Annotated in this window: 16 protein-coding genes; 9 read left to right on the forward strand and 7 right to left on the reverse strand. The window is 65.1% G+C overall.

Annotation, left to right across the window (positions count from 1 at the left end; all coding sequences use genetic code 11):
- Positions 1-78: 78 nt before the first annotated feature.
- A complete protein-coding gene (pcaG, locus tag AWB81_RS05395; protein WP_062632989.1) occupies positions 79-669 on the reverse strand; it encodes a protocatechuate 3,4-dioxygenase subunit alpha in 591 nt (196 codons plus the stop codon).
- A 3-nt stretch (positions 670-672) separates the two neighbouring features.
- Entirely contained in the window at positions 673-1,377 is a 705-nt protein-coding gene (pcaH, locus tag AWB81_RS05400; protein ID WP_062632991.1) for a protocatechuate 3,4-dioxygenase subunit beta, read from the reverse strand.
- A 112-nt stretch (positions 1,378-1,489) separates the two neighbouring features.
- On the opposite strand from pcaH, the gene pcaQ reads away from it, so the two are divergent.
- Together pcaQ and AWB81_RS05410 are read left to right on the forward strand one after the other, a co-directional pair.
- Complete coding sequence (gene pcaQ, locus AWB81_RS05405; RefSeq protein ID WP_062632993.1) at positions 1,490-2,428, forward strand: pca operon transcription factor PcaQ; 939 nt, start codon at positions 1,490-1,492, stop codon at positions 2,426-2,428.
- 194 nt (positions 2,429-2,622) lie between these two features.
- Positions 2,623-2,991, forward strand: coding sequence for a response regulator transcription factor (locus AWB81_RS05410; protein ID WP_062633137.1), 369 nt, complete (start codon positions 2,623-2,625; stop codon positions 2,989-2,991).
- A gap of 19 nt (positions 2,992-3,010) precedes the next feature.
- Here the strand turns inward: AWB81_RS05410 and AWB81_RS05415 are convergent, their stop codons facing one another.
- Complete coding sequence (locus tag AWB81_RS05415; RefSeq protein ID WP_062632995.1) at positions 3,011-3,724, reverse strand: lysophospholipid acyltransferase family protein; 714 nt, start codon at positions 3,722-3,724, stop codon at positions 3,011-3,013.
- Between the two features lie 153 nt (positions 3,725-3,877).
- On the opposite strand from AWB81_RS05415, the gene pip reads away from it, so the two are divergent.
- On the forward strand, positions 3,878-4,861 hold the full coding sequence (gene pip, locus AWB81_RS05420; RefSeq protein WP_062632997.1) for a prolyl aminopeptidase: 984 nt from the start codon (positions 3,878-3,880) through the stop codon (positions 4,859-4,861).
- On the opposite strand, the gene AWB81_RS05425 is transcribed toward pip, so the two are convergent.
- On the reverse strand, positions 4,858-6,240 hold the full coding sequence (locus AWB81_RS05425; RefSeq protein ID WP_235025724.1) for an EAL domain-containing protein: 1,383 nt from the start codon (positions 6,238-6,240) through the stop codon (positions 4,858-4,860). The genes pip and AWB81_RS05425 overlap by 4 nt on opposite strands.
- 197 nt (positions 6,241-6,437) lie before the next feature.
- Here AWB81_RS05425 and AWB81_RS05430 point away from each other — a divergent pair, with 197 nt between their 5' ends.
- From AWB81_RS05430 to AWB81_RS05440, 3 genes are all read left to right on the forward strand, one after another.
- Positions 6,438-6,860: a hypothetical protein gene (locus tag AWB81_RS05430; protein ID WP_062633005.1), complete on the forward strand. Its 423-nt coding sequence runs from the start codon at positions 6,438-6,440 to the stop codon at positions 6,858-6,860.
- Positions 6,861-7,389: 529 nt separating this feature from the next.
- The gene (locus AWB81_RS05435) at positions 7,390-8,169 is read left to right on the forward strand and encodes an N-acyl amino acid synthase FeeM domain-containing protein (RefSeq protein ID WP_062633007.1); all 780 of its coding nucleotides are present in this window, start codon (positions 7,390-7,392) and stop codon (positions 8,167-8,169) included.
- 119 nt (positions 8,170-8,288) lie between these two features.
- Positions 8,289-11,258 carry a putative bifunctional diguanylate cyclase/phosphodiesterase gene (locus AWB81_RS05440; RefSeq protein WP_062633009.1) on the forward strand — a complete coding sequence of 990 codons (2,970 nt, stop codon included), beginning with the start codon at positions 8,289-8,291 and terminating at the stop codon, positions 11,256-11,258.
- A 22-nt stretch (positions 11,259-11,280) separates the two neighbouring features.
- Here the strand turns inward: AWB81_RS05440 and AWB81_RS05445 are convergent, their stop codons facing one another.
- Both AWB81_RS05445 and AWB81_RS05450 read right to left on the reverse strand, forming a co-directional pair.
- On the reverse strand, positions 11,281-11,490 hold the full coding sequence (locus AWB81_RS05445) for a hypothetical protein (protein ID WP_062633011.1): 210 nt from the start codon (positions 11,488-11,490) through the stop codon (positions 11,281-11,283).
- 84 nt (positions 11,491-11,574) lie between these two features.
- The gene (locus AWB81_RS05450) at positions 11,575-12,201 is read right to left on the reverse strand and encodes a LysE family translocator (protein ID WP_062633013.1); all 627 of its coding nucleotides are present in this window, start codon (positions 12,199-12,201) and stop codon (positions 11,575-11,577) included.
- 127 nt (positions 12,202-12,328) lie between these two features.
- Between AWB81_RS05450 and AWB81_RS05455 the strand changes: the two genes are divergently transcribed.
- The 3 genes from AWB81_RS05455 to hutI all read left to right on the forward strand — a co-directional run bounded on the left by AWB81_RS05455 (position 12,329) and on the right by hutI (position 15,864).
- Positions 12,329-12,793, forward strand: a complete 465-nt coding sequence (locus tag AWB81_RS05455; RefSeq protein ID WP_062633138.1) for an Lrp/AsnC family transcriptional regulator — start codon at positions 12,329-12,331, stop codon at positions 12,791-12,793.
- A gap of 158 nt (positions 12,794-12,951) precedes the next feature.
- Entirely contained in the window at positions 12,952-14,652 is a 1,701-nt protein-coding gene (gene hutU / locus AWB81_RS05460) for a urocanate hydratase (RefSeq protein WP_062633015.1), read from the forward strand.
- Between the two features lie 6 nt (positions 14,653-14,658).
- Complete coding sequence (gene hutI / locus AWB81_RS05465; protein ID WP_062633016.1) at positions 14,659-15,864, forward strand: imidazolonepropionase; 1,206 nt, start codon at positions 14,659-14,661, stop codon at positions 15,862-15,864.
- An 80-nt stretch (positions 15,865-15,944) separates the two neighbouring features.
- Here the strand turns inward: hutI and AWB81_RS05470 are convergent, their stop codons facing one another.
- Positions 15,945-16,199, reverse strand: a complete 255-nt coding sequence (locus tag AWB81_RS05470) for a GlsB/YeaQ/YmgE family stress response membrane protein (RefSeq protein WP_062633018.1) — start codon at positions 16,197-16,199, stop codon at positions 15,945-15,947.
- Between the last annotated feature and the right edge of the window lie 4 nt (positions 16,200-16,203).

Here is a 16,203-nt window from a genome sequence, read left to right on the forward strand (position 1 = left end):
TGGGCGTCGGGTTTTATGCATCCGACACTATAAACCATGTGCCGGACGCACCTTCCTTCGCCCACCCTCAATGCAGCATCAGAGATCGAAGAAAACGGTCTCTTGCGGGCCTTGCAAATAAATGTCGAAACGGTAGATCGTGCTCGACGTGCCCGGTTCGCGCTTCGCGATGAGCGTTGCGCGGCGTTCTTCGGGAACGCTCGCGAGCACCGCGTCCTTCGCATTGGCTTCGCTCTCGTCGTCGAAGTAGATGCGCGTGTACGCGTGCAAAAGCATGCCGCGCATCAGCACGATGACGTCGATGTGCGGTGCGGCGTCGTCGCCGGTCTTGCCGGGTTTGACCGTGTCCACCACGAAGCGCAGTTTCGGGTCCGTGCCGGTACCGACGCGTGCGAAGCCGCGAAAGCCCGTCTTGCGCGCTTCGTCGACGCTCTGCACATAATGCCCGGCCGAATCGGCCTGTGCCATTTCGATAACCGCGTCGCCGATCACCTTGCCTTCGCCGTCGTACACGTTGCCGACGACCGAAATGTGTTCGCCCGTCACTTCGCGGTCAGCGACCGACGGCGTAAAGAGGCTCTTCAGATCGAAGTTGTATTGCTCGGGGCACAGGCCGTAGGCGAAGTACGGTCCGACCGTCTGCGAGGGGGTCTGTTTCAGTGTGGTCATGGTTCAGGCCTCCGTCGGGGTTTGGTCCGGGCCGCGCAGCACGATGTCGAATTCGTAGCCGAGCGCATAAGCTTCTTCCGTCGTATCGATGGAAAAGCGCGAGATCAGGCGTTCGCGCGATTGTTCCGGGATGCCCTGGTAGATCGGGTCGAGCTGGAGCAGCGGGTCGCCGGGGAAGTACATCTGCGTGACGAGCCGCGAGCCGAAGTACTCGCCGAAGAGCGAGAAGTGGATGTGGTTCGGACGCCAGGCGTTCGGATGGTTGCCCCACGGATACGCGCCCGGCTTGATCGTCAGGAAGCGATAGCGGCCTTCGTTGTCGGTGATGCAGCGTCCCGCGCCGAGGAAGTTCGGATCGAGCGGAGCGTCGTGCTGGTCGGCCTTGTGGACGTAGCGTCCGGCGGCGTTCGCCTGCCAGATCTCGACCAGCGTATTGCGTACCGGGCGGCCGCCTTCGTCGAGCACGCGGCCCGTCACGATGATGCGCTCGCCGAGCGGATCGCCGTTCTTCACAGCGTTCTTCGTGAGGTCGTTGTCGAGCGCACCCAGGTCTTCGGCGCCGTACACTGGCACGCGACGGTCGCGCAGGTTTTCCTTCAGCGGGATCAGCGGGCGCGACGGGCTGCGCAGCACGGAAGACCGGTAGCCCGGCGAGCAGTAGGGCGGATGCGATTCCCAGTCGCGCGGTGTGAGGATCGGTGAAGTCATTCGACTGTCTCCTGTTATTTGTGGGTCAATGGGATATTTCTGAAGACTACTTTAACGAACCTTCGAAGTTATGGAAAATGACGTTTTATGCCTCCTGCCATAACGATTCGTCATGGATAACGACTTCACCAATACGCGCGTCAAATTCCGGCATCTGCAGTGTTTCCTGGCCGTGACGCAACTGGGCAGCGTCCAGCGAGCCGCCGACAGCCTTTCGATCACCCAGCCGGCGGTATCGAAGACGATCGGCGAACTCGAATCCATTCTAGGCGTCCGGCTCTTCGAGCGTGGGCGCCGCGGTGCCGTCCCGACGCGCGAAGGGCGTCTTTTCGCGCCGCATGCGAGCGCGTGCGTGGCAGCCCTGCGCGAGGGCGTCGATGTGCTGCTGCGCGAAGGCGGCGACGTGCCGGGGTCGGTGGCGATCGGCATCCTGCCGACCGTGGCGACCGCGCTCCTGCCGCGCGCGCTCGCGGAGTTCCGGGCGCATTGGCCCGCCGTGTCGGTGAGCGTGTGGACCGATTCGAACGCGCAATTGCTCGCGCGGCTGAAGGAGGGCGAAGTGGATTTCGTGATCGGGCGCGTGTCCGATCCGGAGGGCATGCACGGCCTCTCGTTCGAGCAGGTCTATCGCGAGCCGCTCGCGGTCGTCGTGCGGCGCGAGCATCCGCTCACCCTGGAAGCGCCGCTCACGCCCGCGCTGCTCGCGCGCTTTCCGGTTGTCGTGCCGCCCTTCGGCACGCTGATCCGGCAGTCGGCGGAGAGCGTGCTGACGGCCTTCGGCGCGCACGCGCTGACGGCGTTCGTCGAGACGCTGTCGGTTTCGCTCGGGCGTGCGCTCGCGCTCAACAACGATGCCGTCTGGTTCGTGCCGGCGGGCGCCGTCGAGCGTGACATCGCGTTCGGACTGCTCGCGGCGCTCTCGATGCCGTTCGCGGGCACCGACGAACCCATCGGCCTGATCCGTCGCACCGATGCCGCGCGAACGCCTGTCGAGGAGAGTCTGATCGATGCGATTCGCGACGCGGGCCGCGCGCGCATCGGTACGAAATAGCCGTTGCGGCCAGCGCCCCGGCGGGGCACAAGTTACCGGGTGCGTTCAATGCTACGAGGAAATCGGCGCGTATGGCGTTTTCGGGCGATACTGGTGCAACAAACGACGTGTCGCGCGGTCAGATGGCAGAGCACGCCGCCGGACGCCCCCGCGCGGTTAATCTCGTTGTCAACCTGCCGTCAACTTTAAGGAAGATGAAGACCGTACTGCTCGTCGACGACGACCCCGCCACCATCGAAGCCTGGACGATCTGCATGCAGGACGCAGATTGCGCGGTGCTCTGCGCCTATGACGGGAATGCCGCGCTTGCGCTTCTCGCGGAGCATCGCGTGGACATCGTCGTGTCCGACTGGATGATGCCGGGCCTGGGTGGCGCGCTCCTTTGCCAGACGATGAAAAACGACACGGCGCTTGCAAGGATTCCCTTCCTGATGATTTCGGGTCACCCGAATCCGCCGGCCTTCGTGAGCTACGACGGCTATCTGCAAAAGCCCGTCGACATGGAGACGCTCTTGTCCGCGGTCAACCGTCTCTGCGCCGCCAAGACGCGCCCGCTTTACTGAAGCGCGCGGCGCGCTCGACTCATCGCAACTCGGCCAGCGCCTCATCCATCTGCGCCTGCGCGAGCTTGTTCAATTCCTGCGGGATCGTGCAATCGAGCGGCAGCGTCTGCGTGACGATCACGCGGATGTGCCCCGGTCCTTCGGGCCAGCCCTTCGCCGGCCAGACCTTGCCGGCATCGTGAACGACGGGCACCACCGGGACGCGTGTTGCGCAGGCGAGCCGCACGCCGCCCGACGCGAGCTTGAGCGGCGCGTCGTGCGCGACGCGCGTGCCCTCCGGGAAGATCACCACCGCATCGCCTTTCGCGAGCTTTTCGGCGCATTCGCGCGTGACGGCCTGATGCGCCTGGCGCAGCGATCCGCGATCGAGGCTCACCATGTCGAGTCCGACCAGCACCCAGCCGAAGAACGGCACGCGCTTGAGTTCGCGCTTGAAGACGAAGCTGATGCGCTGTGGAAAGAGCGCCATGAACGCGAGCGTCTCCCAGGTCGATTCATGGCGGCACAGCATGATGAACGGCCCTTCGGGCAGATGCTCTAGCCCTTCGACCGCACACGTGATGCCGCAGATCACGCGCAGCATCGCGACCATTGCACGGCACCAGAGTCTCGCGAGCCAGTAGCGGCCACGCCGGCCGACGAAGGGAAACAGAGGCAGGATCAGGATCGACCAGATGATGCCGCTGCCGAGAAGATAAGTGGCGAAGAGCCGCCTGACGAGTGTTCGGTGCATCAAAACGCTTTGAAAGAAAGGGATGGTAAGGAGCGCGTCTCGCGCGGCCCCCCCGAAGCATAGCCCGACATGCGGCGCGTGTCTGGCCCGATGGCTTATGCTGCGGCAGTGAGCGACACGAACGCTCGGCCCCAATCAGGACAAGAGGAATCCATGACGGAACAGACGGCAACTGAACCGCCCGGCTTCGAGGAAGGCATGCTCGAGGTCGGAGACGGCCACACGATCTACTGTCGCGCGCAGGGTCCGCGCGACATGCCCGCGATGCTCGTCGTGCACGGCGGGCCGGGCGGCGCGATGAACGTCAAGTGGGCGGAGGTGCTCGATGCATCGAAGTGGCGGATCGTCTTCTTCGACCAGCGCGGCTGCGGCAAGTCCACGCCGTTCGGCAAGCTCGAACACAACGGAATCGACGCGCTCGTCGGCGACATGGAGAAGCTGCGCGTCGCGCTCGGCATCGAAAAGTGGGCGCTCTTCGGCGGTTCGTGGGGCACGACGCTCGGACTGGCGTACGGCATTGCGCATCCCGGGCGCTGTCTCGGTTTCCTGCTGCGCGGCGTGTTTCTCGCACGGCGCGAAGACATCGACTGGTTCCTGTGGGACGTGCGCCGCGTGTTCCCGGACGCGCACCGCCGGTTTCTCGACGCGATCGAAGCGGCGTGCGGTCACCGGCCGCGCAGTGCCGAAGAGATCCTGACGCTCGCAGAAGCGCCGCTCGCGCGCTTCGACGAAGCCGGCACGCGGCTCGCGCGCGCCTGGACGGCGTATGAGACGACGCTTTCCGTCGTGAACAAGCCGGCGCAGGCTCAGGAAAAACCGGCAGAAGAAAAAAAGGAAACTGGCGAATCCAATGCGCCGGCCGTGTCGATGGCGCTGCTCGAACGTCACTACATGGCGAACGAACTGCCGCCCGAACCATTGCTGCCGCGCCTGTCGGCGATTGCGCACCTGCCGTGTCATATCGTGCATGGCCGCTTCGACATGGTCTGCCCGGCCGATCAGGCGCTCGAACTCGCCGGGCACTGGCCCGGTGCCCAGCTTTCCATCGTCGACGCCGCCGGCCACTGGACCTTCGAGCCGGGCAATGTCGCCGCGCTGCGCGTGGGCGGTGAAGCGCTGTCGAAGGCGCTTGCCTAGAGAATCGCGGCGGCCGGCGCGGAAAGCTTCTGCCAGTCGAGGTCCGCGCCCACGACGATCCACGCGCCGCGATAGCGCACCGCGACGGTCAGCGTCACGCACAGCGACGCGCCCGTCACCGACAGATACGGCGCGCTCGCGATCAACTGCTCGCGGGCGGCGAGGGCGTCGACGAAATAGTCTCGGTTGTCCCAGCGTCCCGTCGACGGATCGGCGATCGGCGCGAAGCGCTCGCCGGCCGCGCGGGCAGCGGCGCCGGGCAGGGCGGGCGAAAACTCGCGGCCGCGCTGGTCGAGAAAGAAGCAGCTCGACGTGCACGGCAACGTGAGCAGCGCAGCGCATGCGGCCTCGGTCGACGCGCCGCCCGAGAGGCGCGCGGTGGCGTCCTTCAGTTGCGAGCGATACGGCATCAGAAGTAGATCGCTCGCGAGGCGCTCGGAATGGCGCATCTGCGCGAGCGTATCGAAGACATTCTCGAAGAGCGTGCCCGCCGACGACGCGCGGACCAGTTCCGGCGCCGGGCGGCCGAACAGAAAGCCCTGCACGAAATCGACGTTCGAGCGGGCCGCGAGCAGCAGGTCCTGCTCCGTCTCGATGCCTTCGGCCACGACGAACATGCCCGACTCGTGCAGGAGATTGACGAGCTTCGGCAGCAGCGCGTCGCGCAGATGGGCGCCCTGCGTGCGCACGAGGCTGCGGTCCAGCTTGACGATGTCGGGCCGAAGCGTCAGCAGACGGTCGATGTTCGAATGGCCGGCGCCGAAGTCGTCGACGGCGACGAGAAAGCCCTGTGAGCGGAACGCGTGCGTCGCGTGGGCGATCCGGGCAAGCTCGGAGCCGCCTGATTCCAGCACTTCGATCACGATGCGCCCGGGCGCGAGCCCGCACTCGCGCGCGAGCGCGGCGAGTTCGGCCGCGTAGGCGTGGTCCGTGAAGGTCGACGGATTGATGTTCAGGAAGAGCCAGGTCGCGTCGGGCAGGCGGGTGGCCGCGCTGGCGAGGTGCGTGGCGTGGCTCGTGCGGTCGAGCAGGGCGACCGAGCCTTCGACGATCGCCTTCCGAACAGGTCGAACGGCGCGACGAGCGGCCCGGACGGCGCGATCCCGCGCAGCAGCGCCTCGTAGCCGACCGCGCGCTGGTGCGGCAGGCTGAAGATCGGCTGCAGGTGCGAGGCGAGCGCGATGCCGTCGAAGATATGCGCGACGTGCATCACGCCGCGTGCCCGCAAAGCGCGATGGGACGGCGGCGGAACGGCCAGGGCAGACGGCGCATGCGAGGAAGCTCGAACATGATGAATGGCCGCTTGGCCCGGCGCGCGTGGCGCGGGCCCCGGCCGGATCCGGAGATTTCGATATACACGTTATCGGTCGGACCGGCACGGACTTGAGTGCCGCGCCCGTCGCGACCTGTCCGTCTTGCCTGTCCGGCAAGGCAGCCGCCGTCGCCGGTGCGCACAAAAAATTGCCCCGGCGTGGCGCGCGTCCTATCTTTGAGAGGGCAAATGGTAGGATCGCGCCTGCAACCAAGACGGGCGAGGCCCGTCGAACGGTCAATTGAAAGACAGCGAGGCGATTCGATGGCGCAACAAAAAACCAATCCGAAACTCGAGCAGGCGCTCACGCGCGGCGACCTCGCCATTCGGCAGGCCAACTCGGCCCGCGCCACCGCGGTACTGCGCGCACTCGGCAAGATGATCGTCGAGGCATCGTCTACGATCGGCGTGGAGGCGTTCGTCGTCATTCACGACGGCGACAAGATCTACGATCCCGTCGACGGCATGTGGCCGCAGCAACTGCTGATATCGCTCGACGGCCCGGTCGAGGACACCGATCCGGACGAAGTGCGCACCATCACGTTGCTCGCCGATACGCCGGCCACGATCTTCCGCTGCGAGTGGCAGCGCGCGGACGGCAAGATCGGGCGCCAGGAAGGCCGGCCGCTCGCGATGGTCGCGTTCATCACCGACGTCGACATCCCCTGGCTCGACGACGAAGACTGACCCGATCCCACTTTTTGCGCATCTGAACGGCTCCCTTCGCGGAGCCGTTTTTATTTGCCGGCGTTTCCCGGCATTTCCCGCCCCGGCTCCTCCCGTAGATCCTCACCTTTCGTGTGAGCATCGCTCCGTATGTCCGCGAATCATTTTCTTTTCGAACGATAGCGCAATCGTTTGCTTTCCTATTTTCAGGAATAGATTTCGAATTTTAATTTCCATTCTGCGGGCCGATAACCTTTCTACCCCGTTGCGAGCCTGTAATTCGTGAAAGTCGCAGCTGTCTTTCTGGCTGCTCCCTCTCCGATTACCGCCGGTAACTTTCGCCATTGCTCAATATCGGGGCTGAGGTGCCGCTATCGGCGACTAGAGCGATTTCTCCATGTGTTTACCCCGGATTTTGTCCAGAAACATTTGCCACCGCTCACGCCGAAATAACGAGTCATGAGACGCTCTTTCCGCCGCGCTTGGGCGCCACCTTTTCACCTGACTCGGGCCGGCACCTTTCCTAAATGCCAACAAAATGGGGTTACAAATGGAACGTCTCAGCCTTGTAAATGAAGCCGCCGAAATCAGCCGTGAACAAAATGCCGCTCGTCCCGAGCTTTTTGCACTCCGCGCCCTCCAGAAACCCGAACGGATGCCGTTTACTATCCGTATCGCCTCGAACGAGCGCGACCTGCAGAAAGCGGTGCACATCCGGCGGTCGGCGTACGGGCGGCACCTGCCCGAGTTTGCCCAGACGATGTCCGTCGAGGACTGCGATCGCGCGCCGGGCACGGCCATACTGCTCGCGGAATCGAAGCTCGACGGTGCGCCGCTCGGCACAATGCGGATTCAGACCAACGAATTCGAACCGCTCGGCGTGCAGCATTCGGTGGCGCTGCCTGAGCGGTTGAACGGCCGGCTCGCGGAAGCGACCCGGCTGGGGGTTGCGGGCGGCTCGGTGGGCCGGGTAGTAAAAATGATGCTTTTCAAGGCTTTGTTTTTATATTGCGAGCAACAGAACATCGACTGGATGGTAATTACCGCGCGCTCGCCCATCGACAGGGAATATGAAGCGATGCTTTTTGAAGATGTTTTTGGCGATAAACAATTCATTCCGATGGCGCATGTCGGCGGATTGCCGCATCGTGTGCTTGCGGGGGAAGTCGGCGTCGCCCGGCAGCGCTGGGAAGAAGCGGGTCATCCGTTATTCCAGTTCGTGTTCCAGACGAACCATCCGGATATCGATTTGCGGACGTCCGATTTATCTTTCGAGCGGGAAACGGTACGATGCCCGGAGGCCTCGCAGCAAGTCGCTTACGGCCGGTGACCAAGAATAACTGGGCTGCCCGACGGCCCGGGTAACAGGAATTGGCGATGGCGGGCAGGCATTTTCGGCCCCGCCATCGTCCGCGCGGCACGCGTCGTGCACCACGGGGATTTTCCAGTATGGCGTCGGTTACGTTATTTTCCCTTTCGAAATACCGGCACACGGGGTCGTGGCTCGACCGCGCGCTTTATGTTTTCTCCGTATATATCGTTCCCTTTTTGATTGCGGCCGGCACGATTGCCACGCTTTTGCTGTTGCCGCACCAGTTTCGATCCGCCGCAGCCGTAACGCTGCCGCTGCACGTCATCGACGAGCGCGGTGCCGTCGTCGCTCCCGCGGACGCGCTCGCCCAGTTGCGCGACGCGCCCTCGACCACACGCTACGGCACGCAACTCTCCGAAACGCCCATCTGGTTCACTTTCACCGTGCCGGCGTCGACATCGACGCACCCGACGCTCGTCGAATTCCCGTCGCGGCATGCGCAAAGCCTCTCATGCTGGATCGCCTCCACGATGCAGCCGCTCGGCACCGCCGACCGCGAGTCGGTCACGGGCGAGATGCGCGCCGTCAAGGCCGGCTTTTCCGTCTATCTCGGTCATCTCGCGCAACCGCTGCCGATCCTGTGCGCCGGCACGTTTTCCGGTCCCGCGCAACTGAGCGTGCAGGCGTGGGACGCGCCCGGCCTGCGCAATTCCTCGCTCGACTTCCAGGAAAGCGCAGGGCTGATCGGCGGCGGCCTGCTCACGCTCGCCGTGTTCGTCTTCGTCACCGCGATCATCAATCGCGAGTGGACCTATGTGATCTTCGCGGTGTGGCTCGTCGGCAATTTGCGGCTGTGCGCGAACGCGATGGGCTGGGACACGCAGTGGCTCGACCGCGTGATTCCGCCCGACTGGATCCCGGTGCTGCGGCAGGTCACGTTCGCCGCGTACTACCTGTTGACGGGCGCGCTCTTCAGCCAGCTGTTCCGGCGCGAATTGCGCGCGATCGGCTATCGATGGCTCCTGCGCGCCGGACAGTACGTCGGACTGGTGCTGCTCGCGCTGTCGGTCGTGCTGCCGTATTCGCGCTTCATTCCGGCGCTGTGGGTGCTGGGCGGCTTCGGCATCGGCGTGCTGATCTTCCTGCTCGCGCGCCTCGTCTGGCTTGCCCGCTCGCGCACGGTGCTGTGGTACGTCGCGTCGCTCGCGATCGTGCTTTTCGCCACGTTCTCCGAGGTGCTCGGCGCGGCTTTCGGGCTAAAGCTGTTGTTCGGCGGCGTCAACACGGTGACGGCTGCGCTCTCGTCGAGCATGATGGCGGCCTTCGCGATCGCCGAGCAGATGCGCGCCGAACGCGAGCACCGCCGGCAGGCGCAGACAGAACTGCGCAACACCTACGAAGTCACGCCGATCGGCCTCTTCACGCTCGACTCCGACGGCCACTTCGTGCGCGCCAACCCGGCGTTGCGCGCGATGCTCGACCTGCACAAGGCCGAATACAAGTCGCGCCACTGGAATGATTATTTCGAAGCGGGCGCCTGGGGCGCGCTGCAGGCGCTGGCTTCGAAGGGCAGCGACGGCGAACTCGAAATGGGCGGCGCCGCTGCGCGCGGCACCGGCGAGCGGCGCTATCTGCTGAAGGCGATCGAGTCGAACGGCTGGGTCGAAGGGTCGCTGCAGGACGTCACCGAGCGCTCGAAAGCCATCGAGCGCCTGCGCTTTCTGGCCGAGCACGATCCGCTGACGGGGTCGCTCAACCGCCGCGGCGTGGAAAAGGCGATCGCGGTGGAAAGCGATGAAGCGTTGCCGTGGGCGCTCGCGTACGTCGACCTCGACCGCTTCAAGCTCGTGAACGACCTGTTCGGCCATCGCTCCGGCGACGAAGTGCTGAAGCAGGTCGCCTCGCGCATGCGCGCGCACTTCGAGCGCGAATATCCGCTCGGTCGCATCGGCGGCGACGAGTTCGTCTGCGTGATGAGCGACACCTCCATCGACGACGCCATCGCGCAATGCCACGAACTGATCTCGGTGCTCTCCGACGCGCCGTATCAGGTGGGCAATCGCGCGTTCCAGGTGAAGGCGTCGATCGGGCTCGTCGAGTGCTCGCGCGGCGTGCGCGTGCAGGATGCAGTCTCGAACGCCGACCGCGCGTGCCGCGAGGCGAAGAAGGTCGCGCACACGCGCCTCGTCACGTACCGCAAGGGCGCCGCCGCGTTCGAGGAGCGCGCGGAAGAACTGCGGCTCGTCGAGACGCTCGGGCGCAACCGGCTGCCGGCCGGCCTGTTCCTCGTGATGCAGCCGATCATGTCGCTCTCGGCGCCGACGGAGTCGCTCAACTTCGAGGTGCTCCTGCGCATGCGGGCCCCCGACGGCACGACGCTGCCCGCGGGCAAGGTGATCGTCGCGGCGGAAGAGTCGGGCAATATCGCGGCGATCGACCGCTGGGTCATGACGACGCTGCTCACGTGGATCGAAAAGCATCAGCACATGCTGCCGAACACGCAGTTCATCTGCGTGAACCTGTCGGGCGGGTCGCTGAACGACGAGCAGTTCATGGAAGACGTCTTCGCGCTCTTCGCGCAGCACCGCTCGATCGTCCACTACCTGTGCCTCGAAATCACGGAGAGCGTCGCGCTGCACGATCTCGAAAACACGCAGCGCTTCATTTCGCGTGTCCACGACATGGGCGGCAAGATCGCGCTCGACGACTTCGGGGCGGGCTACACGTCGTTCAAGTATCTGAAGGCGCTATCCGCCGACGCGCTCAAGATCGACGGCGAGTTCGTCCGCACGATGTGCGCGCATCCGGCCGACATCGCGATCGTCGAGGCGATCGTGGCGTTGGCCCGCAATCTCGGCATGCGCAGCGTCGCGGAATGGGTCGAGGACGCCGATACGCTGCGCGCGCTGCAGGAAATCGGCGTGGACTACGTGCAGGGTTATCTGATCGCGAAGCCGCAGGAAAGCGCGGCGATTCTGGCGGCGTCGTCGGCCGCGAGTTTCGTGCAGGATGCGGAAGTCGTGAATTTCATCGAATGCCTGTCGGAACCCGAGCAGGCAATGTCTTACGGCTACGAGTGGCGCGCGCGGGTCGCGTCGCGCCACTGAGCGCGGTCTTTGCGACGCCCGCTCAAGCCGTCTTCTGCTCGTTCAGTACCTTCGTGGCCGCAATCGGAATGCGCGTGTCGTCCCATTGGGCGAGCCACTGCACTTCCTTCGTCGTGAAATAGCCCGGGTAATTGCGCAGCGCGAACTGCAGCGAATCGACGACATGGTCGCGGATGATTTGCGGCGCGGCTTCGTCGTTGACGATCGCGTGGAGGGCTTCGAGTGTGCTCATGGCGCAGGTTGAGTCGAAAGGAAATTGCGCCAACCTTAACCGGAGAAAAATCCGGAAAATTATTCGATGCGCGCCGCGCGTGGCTTAATCGAGCGAAAGCCGCACGGCGAACGCCAGCAACGCCGCCGAGAACGTCCAGCGCTGCGCCGTCTGCGCGCGCGGATGACGGCGCAGCCATCCCGAAATCCTCACCGCGCCGAGCGCGAGCGTCACGTCGAACGCGACGCCGACCGCCACCAGCACCACGCCCAGTTCGACCACCTGCGACCACACCGGTCCGGCTTCCGGATGCACGAACTGCGGCAGCAGCACGGAGCAGAACAGCAGCGCCTTCGGATTCAGGATGCTGCTCAGCATGCCTTTCGCGACCGCCGAGCGTAGCGTCGATGTTGCGCCGGGGCGGGCGGCATCGTCGAGACCGAACGACGGCGAGCGGAAGATCTGCACCGCGACGTACGACAGATACAGCGCCCCGGCAATCCGCACCGCTTCGTAGAGCCACGGCGCGCTTTTCAGCAACGCCGCGACGCCGAGCGCGGAAATCGTCACATGCGTCGCGCGGGCCGTGGCGAGGCCGCTCGCGGTGGCGAGACCGTGCCGCATGCCGCGCGTCGCGCTCGTCTGCAGGACGAGCGCCATGTCGGGACCGGGCAGCGCATAGACGACGGCCAGCGCGCCGACGAACACCGCGAGCAAATCGAGCGAAACCATGATGACCTCCGTTTTGAAGGCTCAATGATGCCGCCACTCGATGAGCGATTTCTGGCTTATTGGGCTATTGTATTCATAGAAATTAGCGGAAAGCGCCAGAAGCGTGCTCGAACTGGAGGAAATCACCATGAACGATCTCGACAAGATCGACCGTGCCATTCTCGCGGCTGTCCAGCAGGACGGCCGCATTCCGATCGCCAAGCTCGCCGAGCGCGTCGGCCTGAGCGAAACGCCCTGTGCGCGGCGCCTGAAGCGTCTCGAAAGCGAGGGATTCATCGGCGGCTACCGCGCCGTGCTGTCGCGAAAAGCGCTGGATATCGGCGTGATCGCGTTTGCGCAGGTGCGCTTTTCCATCCACGACCGCGCGCTGTCCGACCGCTTCGAGCGCGAAGTGCAGGGCATCGGGCGCATCGTGTCGTGCCACAACATTTCGGGCAGCGCAGACTACCTGCTGCAGGTCGCGGCGCGCGACCTCGACGAATACGGCATTTTCATGCGCGACGTTTTGCGCGCACTGCCGGGCGTGACGGCGGTCGAATCGATGCTGTCGCTGCGCGAAGTCAAGCGCGATACCGGGCTGCCGCTGATTTAGCTGTCTATACAAGCGTCCGCGCAGTCTTCCGAAAGCCCGGCACTAAAGACCAAGGGAATTCCCTAATACAACCAAAGTTGTATATACAAGACCATCTGGCTTATCGGATCTGTCTGTTGCAGGCGGATCGTCCCACCCTCAAAGCGCAGGAGTTCGTTGTGGACCAATCTTCCCGTCAGGCTTTTCGTTTCCGCGATGTGGAGATCCGCGCGCCGCGCGGCACCACGCTCAACGCCAAGAGCTGGCTGACCGAAGCGCCGCTGCGCATGCTGATGAACAATCTCGATCCGGAAGTAGCCGAGAATCCGAAGGAACTGGTCGTCTATGGCGGCATCGGGCGGGCGGCGCGCGACTGGGCGTGCTTCGACAAGATCGTTGAGACGCTCAAGCGCCTGGAAGCCGACGAAACGTTGCTCGTGCAGTCGGGCAAGCCGGTCGGCGTGTTCAAGACGCACGAGAACGCGCCGCGCGTGCTGATCGCGAATTCGAACCTCGTGCCGCACTGGGGCACCTGGGAGCATTTCAACGAACTCGACGCGAAAGGCCTCGCGATGTACGGCCAGATGACGGCCGGAAGCTGGATCTACATCGGCAGCCAGGGGATCGTGCAGGGCACCTACGAGACCTTCGTCGAAGCAGGGCGGCAGCACTACGGCGGCGACCTGAAGGGCCGCTGGGTGCTGACCGCGGGCCTCGGCGGCATGGGCGGCGCGCAGCCGCTCGCGGCGACGCTCGCGGGCGCCTGTTCGCTCAACATCGAATGCCAGCAGAGCCGCATCGACTTTCGCCTGAAGACGCGCTACGTCGACGAACAGGCGACCGATCTCGACGACGCACTCGCCCGCATCGAGCGCTACACGTCCGAAGGCCGCGCGATTTCGGTCGCGCTGTGCGCCAATGCCGCCGATGTGCTGCCCGAACTCGTGCGCCGCGGCGTGCGTCCGGACATGGTCACCGACCAGACGAGCGCGCACGATCCGCTGAACGGCTATCTGCCGAAGGGCTGGACCTGGGCGCAATACCGCGACCGCGCGCAGAGCGACGCGGCGGGCACGGTGAAGGCGGCGAAGCAGTCGATGGCGGAGCACGTTCGCGCGATGCTCGCGTTCCAGCAGCAGGGCGTCCCGACCTTCGACTACGGCAACAACATCCGCCAGATGGCGAAGGACGAGGGCGTCGCGAACGCGTTCGATTTCCCGGGCTTCGTGCCGGCGTACATCCGGCCGCTTTTCTGCCGCGGCGTCGGGCCGTTCCGCTGGGCCGCGCTCTCCGGCGACCCGCAGGACATCTACAAGACCGACGCGAAGGTCAAGGAACTGATTCCCGACGACGAACATCTGCATCGCTGGCTCGACATGGCGCGCGAGCGCATCAGCTTCCAGGGGCTGCCCGCGCGGATCTGCTGGGTCGGGCTCGGACAGCGCGCGAAGCTCGGCCTCGCGTTCAACGAGATGGTGCGCTCGGGCGAACTGTCGGCGCCGGTCGTGATCGGGCGCGATCACCTGGATTCCGGCTCGGTCGCGAGCCCGAACCGCGAGACCGAATCGATGCAGGACGGCTCGGATGCCGTCTCCGACTGGCCGCTCCTCAACGCGCTCCTGAACACCGCGAGCGGCGCGACGTGGGTGTCGATCCACCACGGCGGCGGCGTCGGCATGGGCTTTTCGCAGCATGCGGGCGTCGTGATCGTCTGCGACGGCACCGACGAAGCCGCCGCGCGCATCGCCCGGGTGCTGCACAACGACCCGGCGACGGGCGTCATGCGCCACGCTGATGCGGGCTACGACATCGCCGTCGAGTGTGCGCGCGAAAAGGGCCTCGATCTGCCGATGATCGAAGGCGCCGTGCCGAAGAAGTAAGCCGCGATGAAACGACTCTGGCAATACTGTCACGCCGCGACGATGAAGGGCGGCGCGTACTCGACCATCGAGGACGCGGCAATCGTCACCGATGGCGGGCTGATCGAGTGGATCGGTCCGCGCGCGTCGCTGCCCGCGCACGACGCCTGCGAGGTCGTCGATCTCGAAGGCGCGTGGGTGACGCCCGGTTTCGTCGATTGCCATACGCATCTCGTCTTCGGCGGCGATCGCAGCGGCGAATTCGAAAAGCGTCTGCAAGGCGTGAGCTACGCGCAGATCGCGGCGGAGGGCGGCGGCATCGCGAGTACCGTGCGCGCGACGCGCGAGGCGAGCGAGGACGCGCTCTTCGCCAGCGCGAAGCGCCGCGCGAGCGGCTTCCTGCGCGAAGGCGTGACGACGGTCGAAGTGAAATCGGGCTACGGCCTCGATCTCGCGAACGAGCGCAAGATGCTGCGAGTGGCGCGCCGGCTCGGCGAGGCACTGCCGCTGACCGTGCGCGCGACCTGCCTCGCGGCGCACGCGCTGCCGCCGGAATACGCGAACCGTCCGGACGACTACATCGACGTCGTCTGCGCGGAAATGCTGCCGGCGCTGGCAAAGGAAGGTCTCGTCGATGCCGTCGATGCCTTCTGCGAACACCTCGCGTTTTCGCCGGCGCAGGTCGAGCGCGTGTTCCTGACGGCGCGCGAACTCGGGCTGCCGTTGAAGCTTCACGCGGAGCAGTTGTCGTCGCTCCATGGTTCGAGCCTCGCCGCGCGCTACGAGGCGTTATCGGCGGATCATCTCGAATACATGACCGAGGACGACGCGATCGCGATGGCGCGTTCGGGCACCGTCGCCGTGCTGCTGCCGGGCGCGTTCTACATGCTGCGCGAGACGCAGCTGCCGCCCATCGACGCATTGCGCCGCCACGGCGTGCCGATCGCGCTCGCGAGCGACCTGAACCCGGGCACGTCGCCGGCGCTTTCGGTGCGGCTGATGCTGAACATGGGCTGCACGCTCTTTCGGATGACGCCCGAGGAAACGCTCGCAGGCGTGACGATCCACGCGGCGAAGGCGCTCGGCTTGCAGGCGACGCACGGTTCGCTCGAAGCGGGCAAGGTGGCGGATTTCGTCGCCTGGCAAATCGGCCGGCCGGCGGAACTGGCGTACTGGCTTGGCGGCGATCTGCCGAAACGCGTGGTGCGTCACGGAGCGGACGTGCATATCTGAAAGCGCCGTTACGAGATGCCCCAAAAAAAACCTCACCCGGTAGGGCGAGGTTTTTTATCGTGCGCCGGTTTCCTGAAAAGTCAGGCGCGTCGTTTCGTGAAAATGCCCCATAGCACGAGCAGCACGATCGCGCCGATCACCGAGGCGATCCAGCCTACCGGCTGTCCGGGCTGATACCAGCCCATCGCGCGGCCGACGTAGCCCGCGATCAGCGATCCCGCGATGCCGAGCACGATGGTCATGATCCAGCCCATGCTGTCGTTGCCCGGTTTGATCGCCCGCGCGATCAGCCCCACGATCAAGCCGACGATCAAAGTCCCGATGAATGCAAGCATGCGT

This window comes from Caballeronia arationis (assembly GCF_001544975.2).
Classification (GTDB): Bacteria; Pseudomonadota; Gammaproteobacteria; order Burkholderiales; family Burkholderiaceae; genus Caballeronia; species Caballeronia arationis.